Annotated in this window: 10 protein-coding genes; 5 read left to right on the forward strand and 5 right to left on the reverse strand. The window is 43.1% G+C overall.

The annotated features are described in order from the left end of the window. Window positions 1–31: 31 nt before the first annotated feature. The 3 genes from LLW17_RS04330 to LLW17_RS04340 are packed head-to-tail and all read left to right on the forward strand — an operon-like array spanning window position 32 to window position 2607. Complete coding sequence (locus LLW17_RS04330; RefSeq protein WP_228229040.1) at window positions 32–823, forward strand: hypothetical protein; 792 nt, start codon at window positions 32–34, stop codon at window positions 821–823. Window positions 824–830: 7 nt separating this feature from the next. Beyond that, window positions 831–1445, forward strand: coding sequence for a deoxynucleoside kinase (locus tag LLW17_RS04335; RefSeq protein WP_099645817.1), 615 nt, complete (start codon window positions 831–833; stop codon window positions 1443–1445). Window positions 1446–1461: 16 nt separating this feature from the next. Further along, window positions 1462–2607, forward strand: a complete 1146-nt coding sequence (locus LLW17_RS04340; RefSeq protein ID WP_228229041.1) for a glycoside hydrolase family 53 protein — start codon at window positions 1462–1464, stop codon at window positions 2605–2607. Here LLW17_RS04340 and LLW17_RS04345 read toward each other — a convergent pair. The 5 genes from LLW17_RS04345 to LLW17_RS04365 form a co-directional block, all read right to left on the reverse strand. Then, window positions 2597–3625, reverse strand: a complete 1029-nt coding sequence (locus LLW17_RS04345) for an App1 family protein phosphatidate phosphatase (RefSeq protein ID WP_228229042.1) — start codon at window positions 3623–3625, stop codon at window positions 2597–2599. The genes LLW17_RS04340 and LLW17_RS04345 overlap by 11 nt on opposite strands. Window positions 3626–3774: 149 nt before the next feature. Continuing rightward, a complete protein-coding gene (locus LLW17_RS04350; RefSeq protein ID WP_228229043.1) occupies window positions 3775–6126 on the reverse strand; it encodes a sodium-translocating pyrophosphatase in 2352 nt (783 codons plus the stop codon). Window positions 6127–6268: 142 nt separating this feature from the next. After that, window positions 6269–6796, reverse strand: a complete 528-nt coding sequence (locus LLW17_RS04355) for an inorganic diphosphatase (RefSeq protein WP_228229044.1) — start codon at window positions 6794–6796, stop codon at window positions 6269–6271. Between the two features lie 162 nt (window positions 6797–6958). Then, entirely contained in the window at window positions 6959–9451 is a 2493-nt protein-coding gene (locus LLW17_RS04360; RefSeq protein WP_228229045.1) for a DUF5686 and carboxypeptidase-like regulatory domain-containing protein, read from the reverse strand. Window positions 9452–9578: 127 nt separating this feature from the next. Beyond that, window positions 9579–10556: a pyruvate dehydrogenase complex E1 component subunit beta gene (locus tag LLW17_RS04365; RefSeq protein WP_228229046.1), complete on the reverse strand. Its 978-nt coding sequence runs from the start codon at window positions 10554–10556 to the stop codon at window positions 9579–9581. A 273-nt stretch (window positions 10557–10829) separates the two neighbouring features. On the opposite strand from LLW17_RS04365, the gene LLW17_RS04370 reads away from it, so the two are divergent. Both LLW17_RS04370 and LLW17_RS04375 read left to right on the forward strand, forming a co-directional pair. After that, window positions 10830–11576 carry an electron transfer flavoprotein subunit beta/FixA family protein gene (locus tag LLW17_RS04370; RefSeq protein ID WP_228229047.1) on the forward strand — a complete coding sequence of 249 codons (747 nt, stop codon included), beginning with the start codon at window positions 10830–10832 and terminating at the stop codon, window positions 11574–11576. Window positions 11577–11640: 64 nt separating this feature from the next. After that, window positions 11641–12609: an electron transfer flavoprotein subunit alpha/FixB family protein gene (locus LLW17_RS04375; protein WP_228229048.1), complete on the forward strand. Its 969-nt coding sequence runs from the start codon at window positions 11641–11643 to the stop codon at window positions 12607–12609. Window positions 12610–12682 lie beyond the last annotated feature (73 nt).

Below are 12682 nucleotides of genomic sequence, written 5' to 3' on the forward strand. Positions count from 1 at the left end.
GCGCTTAGCACCTTTTTTGTATTTTTCCGAAATGCGGCTACTGGTCTTTTTACTACTTATGCTTCCCGGTTTATCCTTTGCTCAGGAAGCCACTGCTGTTACGGCAAGTGTGCTGGATACTCTAACACCGCTAAAGGCAGATCAATTTATAGGTATTGATCCCTATAACAACATCTATTACCTGAAAGGACGGGCGCTTTTTAAAGCCGGAATGAATCAAAGCATTCAATTTAGCGATTTGAGACTGGGAGAAATCAGCACAGTAGATATTTTAAATCCGTTAAAGATTACCGTCTTTTATGCCGAAACCCAGACCGCCGTTATTCTTGATAACACCTTGAATGAGATTACCCGCGTTACTTTTAGCGAACTCGAAAACTTCAGAAATATAAGCCACGCCCTGACCGCACGTGATGGTCAACTTTGGATTTTCAATACCGACTTGCAACGCCTAGAGCTTTTTGATTACCGAAAAAAACGGATCCTAAGCGATTTTCTTCCGCAACCCGATAACGCGCTTGATCTGGCCAGTGATTTTAATACTTGCTGGGTGCTTACAGCAAATTGGCTCTATCAATACAATGCCTACGGAAGTTTGATCTCCAAACAGGCAATAGCAGATTTTGACAGCATCGCGCTTTATGATGAACAGCTCTTCGTGCTTCAAAACGGGGAACTTTTCGCGAAAGCTAAAACTCAAAACAGCCTATACCCTGTAAAAAACATCCCTGAATCGGGTTTTCAGTTTTATTACAAGGGCGGAATCCTCTATCTTTACCGTTCTGCTTTTATAAGCTACTATAACCTTAATCTACCTAAATAAAATACTCATGCACGTAGCCATTGCCGGGAATATAGGCGCAGGAAAAACAACCCTTACAAGACTTCTTGCAAAACATTACAACTGGCAGCCGCAGTTTGAAGATGTAGTAGACAATCCCTATCTCGATGACTTTTACAACGCGATGGAACGCTGGTCTTTTAACCTGCAGGTATACTTTTTAAACAGCCGTTTCAGACAGCTTTTGGAGATTAAAGACAGCGGCAAAGACGTGATTCAGGATCGTACGATCTATGAAGATGCCTATATTTTTGCCCCTAACCTGCACGCGATGGGCTTGCTTACCAACCGGGATTTTAATAACTACCGTTCCCTCTTTGAACTGATGGAGAGTGTGGTCGCAGGTCCTGATTTGCTGATCTACCTGCGCAGCAGCATCCCCAATCTGGTAGCACAGATTCACAAACGCGGCCGCGAGTATGAAAATTCGATTTCTATTGACTATTTAAGCCGACTCAACGAGCGTTACGAAGCCTGGATTCACGATTATAACAAAGGGAACCTTCTCATTATCGATGTGGACAACGTAAACTTTGTAGACAATCCCGAAGATTTGGGGAATATTATCAATAAGATTGACGCCGAGATCAACGGACTTTTTTAACCAAAACAGTATCACTTTGAACTATTTCCGGGTTTTTATAATGCTGCTAGGCCTGATTACAGCTTGCCAGAGTGAAAAACCTACATCCAAAACCATTGCCCAACCGCAAATACCCATTTTAGGAGCCGACCTCTCTTACGTCAATGAGGTTGAAGACTGTGGCGCCTATTACACAGCAGAAGGAGATACGATTGATCCCTACTCCTATTTTGCTGAGCGGGGAGCGAATGTGATTCGGTTACGCTTGTGGAACGCTCCCGAGCACTCGCCCTATTCTAACTTTAAGGATGTCAAAAAATCAATCAGACGGGCGCACGAGGCTGGAGTCGCTGTGCTGCTTGATTTTCATTATTCAGATTTTTGGGCAGACCCGCATAAACAGGTGCGACCCAAAGCCTGGGCAGGTATTACCGATGATCGTATTTTGGCAGATAGTATTTACAACTACACTTTTGAAACTCTGGTCAGTCTTGCTGAAGAAAACCTGTTACCGCAATGGGTTCAGGTAGGTAATGAAACAAATATTGAAATCCTTCAGCCACTTGATACCATCATTACTGACACGATTAACTGGTCACGCAACGCGATGCTGCTTAACAGCGGTTTGAAAGCCGTAAGCGATGCAGAAAAGGCTTTTGCAAGCGAAATCAAAAGCGTGTTACACATCGCTCAGCCGGAAAATGCCCTGAACTGGTTCCGCAAAGCGGAAGAATACCGGGTGACTGATTTTGATATCATCGGTCTTTCGTATTACTCCAAATGGTCGACGTATCCTATTGAAGAGTTGTCAATTGCGATTGATTCGTTAAAGACCCGGTTTAAAAAAGAGGTAGTGATTGTGGAAACCGCTTATCCTCATAGTCTTAATAATGCCGATGCAGCCGGAAATATTCTGGGTGAAGACGCGTTGATTGAAGGCTACACTGCAACACCCGAAGGTCAAAAAAACTACATGCTGCAGCTAACTCAAAATGTCTTGGATGCCGGCGGCCTTGGAGTTATTTATTGGGAGCCTGCCTGGGTAACTTCATCGTGTTCCACGCCCTGGGGCACCGGTTCGCATTGGGATAATGCCACGTTTTTTGACGCTTCACAAAGCAATGGGGCGTTACCGGTTTTTGAGTTTTTTGACGCAAAAAACTATTCCATTCCTACTGAATAAGGCCAATCTCCCTTGCATGTTCTTCAGCAGTCTGGCTGTCTTTAACCAGCAATGCAGGAGTAAGCTCAAAACTTTCTATAAGTCCGCGTACGCGAAAAACCCGCTTTTCGTGATTTACACTACGCAGATAAATCGCCTTGATTCGCTCGGGGTACTCCTCGGCGATCTCAATATAAATATCAGCATCGTGCTCGCCGCTATCCCCAATAAGAACAAATTGCATATTGGGATAGGTTTTTAAAATATTGCGTATTTCGTGTTGTTTATGGGGTTTTTCGGGTTTTGGAATGCGGTCAAATGGCGTTCTAAAATCACGAAGCAGAATTGCTCCTTTCGGAAAGTCATTGTGCTTAATAAAGGCTTCCAGGTATTTGTATAGATTCCACGGACTGTTACTTACATAAAACATAGGATTTGCCGCTTTACCTGATTTGCCCTGATGCAGTTTGGTATAAAAGCTGGAAGCTCCTTTAAACGGGGAGCGCTTTTGCACTCCGGTAAAAAGCGTATTTAAAATGACACGCCATTTTAAAAGCGAGGTGACACCGGTTTTTAAAATGGTATCGTCAATATCGCTGATCACACCATATTCTGCTTTTTCAGAAGGAATAAGCATCTGCCCCGAAAAGCGATTGTTGTTTTTGATGAGGCGTTTTTGATTTTCATCATCATAAGCCAGTTCCACCTGCAACCAACCCTCTTCATTGGTAAGTGTTCTAAGGCCCTTGAGCTTTTGATCTACTTTAAAATAACCCTCTGCATCGGTTTTGGTATATAAAACCTGATCATCAGGCAGACGAATTTTAATTTTTGCGTGCGGCAGTTCATCACTGCGAAACTGATGCCAGGCATTTTTAAAAACACTGGCCACTCCTGTTTTATCCAGATCAACACCTTCATCCTCAAGTGCGCGACCTAAAAGATATAAATGTTCATCAGTACCATAACTTTGGTAACCGTGAATTTGCAGGGGGTCTTTCGCCCGTAATCTCAGGCGTTGTAGTATATCTTTAAGCATACTATAAGTTAGTCACTTCTTACACAACCTACGAAAGATTAATCCTTTTTTAACTTACCAAAACCGCGCAGTCAATCGATTAAAAAGAAAAAATCCCGGACGTAAATCCGGGATTTCTGAAGAACTTTATTCTTAAAAATAACTTCTCGTTATTGTTTTTCTTTTTGAATTCTTGCGAGTTCAGCCATTACTTCAGCTTCAGTTCCCTCAATTTCCTTTTTTATAGATGAAGTTATACCACCTTCAAGAATTCTGGTTTCTGTAATAGTAGCAACGGCATCATCATCACCAGTGACTACAACACTCATCTCCACTTGAACATCATTTTCATTTGAAGCGGTTATTTCTTCTGAATGCCCACCTAAAATCGGAGCAATTACAAGGCCTACCAGACAGGTCAGCTTGATTAAGATGTTCATCGAAGGCCCTGAAGTATCTTTAAAGGGATCCCCTACCGTATCTCCGGTAACAGCTGCTTTGTGCGCATCACTACCTTTGTAAGTCATTTTACCATTGATTTCTACTCCGGCTTCAAATGACTTCTTGGCATTATCCCAGGCACCACCGGCATTGTTTTGAAAAATTGCCCACATTACTCCCGAAACACAAACACCTGCCATATAACCACCAAGAGGCTCCGCACCAAAAATCAATCCCATCAATATAGGCGTGATGATGGTTATCAAACCGGGCAGAATCATTTCGCGCAGCGCAGCCTGCGTAGAAATAGCCACACACTTACCGTATTCCGGCTTACCGGTACCTTCCAGTATTCCGGGGATTTCACGGAACTGTCTGCGTACTTCCTGCACCATTTGCATCGCAGCTTTACCTACAGATTGCATCGCTAAAGCCGAGAATATAACCGGAATCATTCCCCCTACAAACAGCGCGGCGAGTACATCGGCTTTAAAAATATTGATCCCATCAATTCCCGTAAAGGTTACGTAGGCGGCAAAAAGTGCCAAAGCCGTAAGAGCTGCTGAAGCAATCGCAAAACCTTTACCTACCGCAGCAGTCGTATTTCCTACCGAATCCAGAATATCGGTACGCTCACGCACGTGATCGTCGAGTTCACTCATCTCGGCAACTCCACCGGCATTATCTGCAATAGGTCCAAAAGCGTCAATAGCCAATTGCATCGCTGTGGTCGCCATCATCGCTGAAGCGGCAAGTGCAACACCATAAAAGCCGGCCAGTTCATACGAACCGTAGATCGCAGCAGCAAAAAGTAAAACGGAAAGGAACGTCGATTTCATCCCAACCGCAAGACCGGCGATGATGTTAGTCGCCGCTCCGGTAGACGAGTTTTTCACAATATCGAGAACCGGACCTTTACCCAGACTGGTGTAATGTGCGGTCACCACCGAAATTAAAGCGCCCACAGCAAGGCCAATACACGCAGACCAGAACACATTTAGAGACGGAATATCTTTATAGCCTTCGCCAAAGAATTGCATAGACATCATTTCGGGAAGCATCCAGTCGATGAGGAAATAACTCGCGATCAGGGTCAGGATGATCGCAACCCAGTTACCTAAATCAAGCGCTCGCTGAACCTGAGGTTCTTTAGCTTCATTATTTTTAATGCTTACGAGGAATGTACCAATGATGGAAGCTAAAATTCCAACTCCCGCAATCACTATCGGGAGTAAAATAGGCCCCATATTGTTAAAGGCATCTGTGAACTGTGCGCCCTGAGACATATCCTGTACCAGATAGTTACCCAAAACCATTGCGGCAAGTACGGTTGCCACGTAGCTGCCAAAAAGGTCGGCACCCATTCCCGCAACATCCCCTACGTTATCTCCAACGTTATCGGCAATAGTAGCCGGGTTACGTGGATCATCTTCAGGAATACCTGCTTCTACCTTACCTACAAGGTCTGCACCTACGTCGGCAGCCTTGGTATAAATACCGCCACCCACACGGGCGAATAGTGCAATAGACTCTGCTCCCAGAGAGAAACCGGCGAGGGTTTCGAGAACAACAGTCATTTCGTTATAGAAGTTTCCACCTTCGGTAAGGAAGCTTCCCATTAGGAATAAAAATATCAGACTCAAACCTAAAACCGCAAGACCGGCAACACCCAGCCCCATTACGGTACCACCACCAAAACTTACTTTAAGCGCCTGTGGCAAACTGGTTTTGGCAGCTTCTGCAGTACGGGCGTTAGCATCTGTAGCAATACGCATCCCGATGTTCCCGGCAAGTGCAGAGAAAAATGCACCGATGATAAAAGCGGGCACAATCATCCAGCTGGTGGTATCTACCACATACGAGATCCCAAATAACAAGGCTGAAGCGATCACCACGAAGATGAGTAACAGGCGATATTCTGCAGCCAGAAACGCAAGTGCACCTTCCTTAATACTTTTTGAAATGCTTTGCATACGCTCATTACCGGCAGCCTGCTTCTTGACCCAGGCCATTTTGATAAACATAAAAACCAGTCCTAAAACGGCCAGTGCAATAGGCACGTAGATGATATTTTGTTCCATAAATATGTATTTGATTGTTAAAAATGAAGTGCTAATGTAACAAAAATGCGATAAATATAAACTTAAGCTTAATTCACCGAGAATATATAACAAAAAAAGGCCGCAAATTGCGGCCTTTATAAATTTATTGAAGGTATCCTAATTAATCGATACTCACTTCTTCTTTGGGTACATCACTGGTGCGGTAACGGTCTATGCATTGACCGATGATTTCCTTAGCTTCAGCCACGTCTCCAAAACCTCCTACATCTACCTTTTTCTTTTCAAGATCTTTATAAACCTGAAAGAAATGCTCGATTTCTTTGATAAGGTGTGGATTTAGTTCACTTAAATCTGTAGTGCTGCTTGCGATAGGATCGCTCACAGGTACACAGATAATTTTCTCATCAGGACCTTTCTCGTCGGTCATATGAAAAACACCAATAGGCTTCACCTCCATAACACAACCGGGGAAAGTAGGCTCTGTCACTAATACCAAAACGTCAAGTGGATCTCCATCTAACGCAAGTGTTTTAGGTATAAAACCGTAATCTGCAGGATACATCATTGAAGAGAAAATCATACGATCGTAACGTATTTTTTTCAGCTTGAAGTCGTACTCGTACTTATTGCGGCTTCCTTTTGGAATCTCGATCAGGACATCAAAAGTGGTAATTTTATCTGCTGTCATTTTATTTCTGGTTAAATTTTCTTTTCGCCTTAAAAGGGCTGCAAAAATAGGCCAAAACTCAGGCTGTCACAAGTAAAACAGGTTAAAAGAAAAGCATCAGGTTTTTTATATCGTTTTCGTAAAACGAAATTCTTTAAATACTGATTTACAGAAGCTTGATTTTTAAAATGAAAATTCTAAAGCCCCGGTTATTCCAAATTTACGCGCCTCAGGCAAATCCAGATAATTACCTCTGAAGTTGAAATCTATACGTAAAACCTTAAGAATATTGCCTACCCCAAAACTGTATTCATAATAGGGTTTATCATCAGGAGCGAGGTATTCAACGCCCGAAGCATTGATGAGGCGGTTTTCATCGGATACCGATCCCCAGGCACCCTTGATGCCCACAATCTCCCGAAGATTCAGTTTTCTCAAGAAGGGAATGCGACCAAAGATTCTTCCGCCGAAATTATGCTCTAAATGCGCGGTGAGATAGGTATCTGTCACAAACTCATAAAAGTTCAACTGCGGAAACGTGCCGTAAATGGAAAACAGGTTTTGGTTACCGGGAATCACACTCATAAGTCCCAAAGGCACTTCACCAAAAGTCCTACCGGCTTCAATGACCGAACTAAAGGTCCCCAAACCTCCCATTCGCCAGGGTTGTCTATAGGAAAGCTGAATTTTTTCGTAATCAAAATCGCTTTCAAAAAGTCCTTCAACGCCTTTGGTATACCCCACAAAAATGGTAGGAAACCACTCGTTGCTCGTGGTACGCTCTACTCCGTATCCCGAGGTGCGCTTACCCGGCTCAAAAATGGTGCTTACCACCATCTCGGTTTGCTTTACCTGTGATTTGATTTCGCTTTGCGTAAAATCGGTATAATAATCCAGATTGAAGGTAGGCGAAGCAGATTCAAGCGTGCGATACGACAAATCATAACGCACTTTCAGGTTCTTTAAAAATTCAGCTTCAATGGCAAAGTTGGCCAACTTAATACTCGTTAGCTGGTCGTTATTCCCCACCGTCACGAGCGAAGACGAGGCCAGGTTTCTGCCCAAAACATCGGTAGAAGTCGTGAGACTTGCGGCAATTTGCTCCACATCCTGGCGGTAACCGCCACTCAAAATGAGTCGGGATTTAGCATCGAGCAATACCTTACCCGAAATACCAAACTTAAATTTCTCATCTTTAAAGCCGTAAGCTCCAAAACCTTCCAGTCGCCAGGGATCATTTTGCCCAAAATAGGTGCGGGCGCCCAGACGCAAGCGCAAACCTTCCACATCATTAAAACCAAATACCGAAAAGATAGGGCCTATATCCAGATTGGCACGATCCCACTCATAATAACCGCTTACCAGCATGGCTCCGGCATCATAAAACCGCTGAAACTTAGGCACTTTTTTAAGGGAATCGAGCATCACATAAACTCCCTTTTCGTCCTTGCTTAAGGGCTCAAGGCGCTTCTCTTCCCAAAAATCATCGGGCTTGGTATAGACCGTTTCATCGTACTGCGTGACGCGCTCATCGTAAAAATCTTCTTCGCGCTTTTGATCAAACTTATAATCGTCAAAAAGCGTGGTACGCTTCCCGTAAACACCACGGCTTCCTTCTTTTTTTCGCAAAGCGAAATCGGAAAGGAAATAATCCCGTGTGATCAGGAAAACCGAATCGTTTAGCACCTCAAACTCCTGCTCAATATAAATCTCCTTAACCCAGTTGATATTGGCACTTTTATTAACCTGCAGGTTGATTTCTTTAATCGCCCAGGTGGTATCATTTACCCAAAAATCTCCCTTAAAGGTGAGTTCAGCCGGTCTTCGCGGGTAGTAGATGATGTTGTAACACCATTTATTTTTGATGAAAGCACTGTCTGCCAGCACATAATTATAGGTGTCAATACCGGTTGTAGAAAGCGGACTCACAAAACTTTTATCAAAAAACTTCAGGTAATTGTCATATACATTGAAGTCGTTGTACAATTCCTGAATGAAAGCTATCAAGGTTTGATTGGTATTGAAACCGCTGTTTCGGTTTCCTTCAAGCTCTTCTTTTTCCTTGCCCAAAACATTATCTCCATACACCTTACTGCTGCGCTCGTTTATAAAGATGGGCAGGTAGGTTTTTCCGGTAATTCGGGAGGTATCCATCTGGTCAAAGATGAATTCCATTTTATTAAAAATCTTGCTGTTTATAAGCGAACTGTCAATCGTATTGAGGTCAAACTCTACCTTCTCGTATTTATCGTACTCATACTGCTTAAACTGGCTGAGTCCGTTAGAGCGTTTGTTTGCCCATATTTTTCGCAGGATATCAATCGCCGGGTTGTTCTTTTTAGATTGCTTTCCGGTATAAATAACTACTTCGCTTAAGCTTTCGGTTTCTTCTTTAAGCGTGACTTCGAGATTGTAATTCACCTTTTGGGGCAGATCGACCACGAGAGACTCAAAACCTACAAAGGAAACTTTCAATTGATTGTAAGTAGCATCAGACTGAATGTAAAACCTTCCGTCCTCATTTGTTATGGTACCTTCAGTAGAACCTGCAAAAACCACATTTGCAAAAGGTATGGCATTTCCACCCTGATCTAAAACGAGTCCACCTGCTTTGGTCTGCGCGTTTAGCATTAAAGGAGTTGTAAAAAGCAGCAAAACAAGAATTAAATACTTCATAAAGGCTAAGTAGGCTTTTGGGGAATTCCTTACGCTAAGGTCTAAACTATTTTGATTAGAAACCGCTAGTAATAAAAAAAGCTTCATCTGAATGATCAAATGAAGCTTCAAAGATAGTAGTCTCAGACTACCTGTACAGTACTTTTTTAACCGCTTTAACAACATCATTGCTATTAGGCAACCATTCTTTTAGCAGTACCGGAGAATACGGTGCAGGTGTATCTGCAGTATTTATTTTTACGATTGGGGCATCCAGAAAATCAAATGCCTTTTCCTGAACCTGATACGTGATCTCGGTAGATACGTTACCAAATGGCCAGGCCTCCTCAAGAATCACCAGACGGTTTGTTTTCTTTACCGACTTAAGTACGGTATCAATATCCAGTGGTCTAACGGTTCTCAGGTCGATAATCTCGCAGGAGATTCCGTCTTTTTCAAGTTCTTCAGCAGCGGTGTAAGCTTCCTTGATGATTTTACCAAAGGAAACGATAGTCACATCGGTACCTTCACGCTTGATGTGTGCTACACCTATTGGAATCAGGTACTCACCTTCGGGCACTTCACCTTTATCCCCATACATCTGCTCACTTTCCATAAAGATAACCGGATCGTCATCACGGATGGCAGATTTAAGCAATCCTTTAGCATCAGCAGGGTTAGAAGGCACGATAACTTTTAGACCCGGAGTATTTGCAAACCAGTTTTCAAAAGCCTGAGAGTGCGTGGCACCTAACTGACCGGCAGAAGCCGTAGGACCTCTAAAAACGATTGGGCAGTTAAACTGACCTCCTGACATCTGGCGTATTTTTGCAGCGTTATTGATGATCTGATCAATACCTACCAGAGAGAAGTTAAAGGTCATATACTCTACAATAGGGCGGCATCCGTTCATAGCACTACCTATCGCAATCCCGGCAAAACCAAGCTCAGAGATGGGAGTGTCGATCACACGGTCTGGGCCAAACTCATCGAGCATGCCTTTTGAAGCCTTATAGGCACCGTTGTATTCTGCCACTTCCTCACCCATAAGGTAAACAGCCTCATCACGACGCATTTCTTCGCTCATAGCCTCGCAAACGGCTTCCCTAAATTGTATTGTTTTCATAAATAAAAATGGATGTAACGTGTCTTTTCTTTCAACTAATTTTTAATGTGATATACCTTTAATGCTGAAACTAACAACCGCATTAGAACGACATATATATAACTGCATTCTGAGGAAAAACCCCATTTTAAACAGGGAAAGCAAAAATAGGAATTAAATCGTCGGCAAGGAATTGCATTTAACTAAATTTTGTTATGCGTGCATAGGAAATTTCAGATATTAATGCTTATTTTCGTAGCGAAAACGAAATAGTTACTTTTTAAAGCAATATATATGAAAATTTTAGTGTGCATCAGTCACGTGCCTGATACGACCTCGAAAATCAATTTCACAGACAATAATACCAAATTTGACACAAACGGAGTACAGTTTGTGATAAATCCTAATGACGAGTTTGGCCTTACCCGCGCTATGTGGTTTAAAGAAAAGCAGGGTGCGACTGTAGATATTGTAAATGTTGGTGGTCCTGAAACCGAGCCTACCCTGCGTAAGGCCCTGGCCATTGGCGCAGATACTGCGATACGTATAGACACCGAAGCTCTTGATGGTTTTCAGATTGCTAAAGAACTGAGTGTTGTAGCTAAAGAAGGCGACTACGATCTAATCATCGCCGGTCGTGAGTCTATTGACTATAACGGCGGGATGGTTCCCGGAATGTTGGCTAACCTTATCGGTGCCAGCTTTGTAAACACCTGCATCAGCCTTGAAGTAGAAGGAGATACTGCTACTGCCATTCGCGAAATAGACGGTGGTAAGGAAACCGTTTCTGCAAAACTGCCTCTTGTTATAGGTGGTCAGAAAGGTTTGGTGGAAGAAAGCGATCTACGCATCCCCAATATGCGCGGAATTATGATGGCCCGTAAAAAACCGCTTACGGTTAAAGAACCTGCTGGTGCTTCCGCAGAAACCGCAGCAGTATCTTTTGAAAAGCCTGCTCCAAAAGGCGAAGTAAAACTCATAGATCCTGATAATCTGGATCAACTTATTGATTTGCTTCACAACGAGGCCAAGGCCATCTAAGATCAACCTCAATAATCAGGAACGAATTTTTTTCGCAATTGCGAAATCCTAAAAAATAAAGAATATGTCAGTTTTAGTATATACAGAATCAGAAGAAGGAAAATTTAAAAAGACCGCTTACGAAGTAGTAAGCTATGCCCGTGGTATTGCAGATATGCTGGGCACCACCGTAACCGCTGTGGCGTTTAATGCAGATGAAACCGCTTCGCTGGGCACTTATGGTGCAGACAAGGTCATGCACGTTAAAAATGACAAGCTCGGCAAATTTAACGCCAATGCCTACGCAGCAGCCATTACTCAGGCAGCACAACAGGAAAGCGCTAAAGTAATCGTGGTAAGCAGCAGTGCTAATGCCAAATACCTCGCTCCATTGCTCGCTATTGACCTGCAAGCAGGCTATGCTTCAAACGTAGTGGCGCTACCGGAAAGCGAATCTCCTTTTAAAGTAAAACGTACGGCGTTTACCAATAAAGCGTTCAATCATACCGAAATTAAAACCGATGTGAAAATCGTAGGTCTTTCTAAAAACAGTTTTGGCCTTAAAGAGTCTCAAAAAGAAGCTTCGGAAGCAGCTTTTGAACCCGGTCTTGATGATAAACATTTCAATATTGAAGTAAAATCTGTTGACAAGGCCAAAGACAAGGTTACCATTGCCGATGCAGAAATCGTAGTTAGCGGTGGTCGCGGACTTAAAGGCCCTGAAAATTGGGGAATGATTGAAGAAATGGCTGATATTCTGGGTGCAGCTACCGCTTGTTCTAAACCCGTATCAGATATGGGCTGGAGACCGCACGGCGAGCACGTGGGGCAAACCGGTAAGCCTGTAGCCTCTAACCTATACATTGCCATTGGTATTTCCGGAGCGATACAGCACCTTGCAGGAATCAATGCCTCTAAAACCAAAGTAGTCATCAATACCGATCCTGAAGCTCCCTTTTTCAAGGCCGCAGACTACGGGATTGTAGGTGATGCTTTTGATGTGGTGCCCCGTTTAAACGAAAAATTAAAAGAGTTTAAAGCAAACAACTCCTAGTTTTAAAAGCATAAAAGTTTAAAGGCTGTTTAAATTGTGATGTTAATCCGGTTTTAAACAGCCTTTTTTATAT

This window comes from Leeuwenhoekiella parthenopeia, assembly GCF_020782115.1.
Lineage (GTDB): Bacteria > Bacteroidota > Bacteroidia > Flavobacteriales > Flavobacteriaceae > Leeuwenhoekiella > Leeuwenhoekiella parthenopeia.

What these genes read in the sequence shown, in the direction of transcription:
- LLW17_RS04330 (WP_228229040.1), top strand. Translation starts at nt 32, where the DNA reads ATGCGGCTACTGGTCTTTTTACTACTTATGCTTCCCGGTTTATCCTTT.
- LLW17_RS04335 (WP_099645817.1), top strand. Translation starts at nt 831, where the DNA reads ATGCACGTAGCCATTGCCGGGAATATAGGCGCAGGAAAAACAACCCTT.
- LLW17_RS04345 (WP_228229042.1), bottom strand. Translation starts at nt 3,625, where the DNA reads ATGCTTAAAGATATACTACAACGCCTGAGATTACGGGCGAAAGACCCC.
- LLW17_RS04350 (WP_228229043.1), bottom strand. Translation starts at nt 6,126, where the DNA reads ATGGAACAAAATATCATCTACGTGCCTATTGCACTGGCCGTTTTAGGA.
- LLW17_RS04355 (WP_228229044.1), bottom strand. Translation starts at nt 6,796, where the DNA reads ATGACAGCAGATAAAATTACCACTTTTGATGTCCTGATCGAGATTCCA.
- LLW17_RS04360 (WP_228229045.1), bottom strand. Translation starts at nt 9,451, where the DNA reads ATGAAGTATTTAATTCTTGTTTTGCTGCTTTTTACAACTCCTTTAATG.
- LLW17_RS04365 (WP_228229046.1), bottom strand. Translation starts at nt 10,556, where the DNA reads ATGAAAACAATACAATTTAGGGAAGCCGTTTGCGAGGCTATGAGCGAA.
- LLW17_RS04370 (WP_228229047.1), top strand. Translation starts at nt 10,830, where the DNA reads ATGAAAATTTTAGTGTGCATCAGTCACGTGCCTGATACGACCTCGAAA.
- LLW17_RS04375 (WP_228229048.1), top strand. Translation starts at nt 11,641, where the DNA reads ATGTCAGTTTTAGTATATACAGAATCAGAAGAAGGAAAATTTAAAAAG.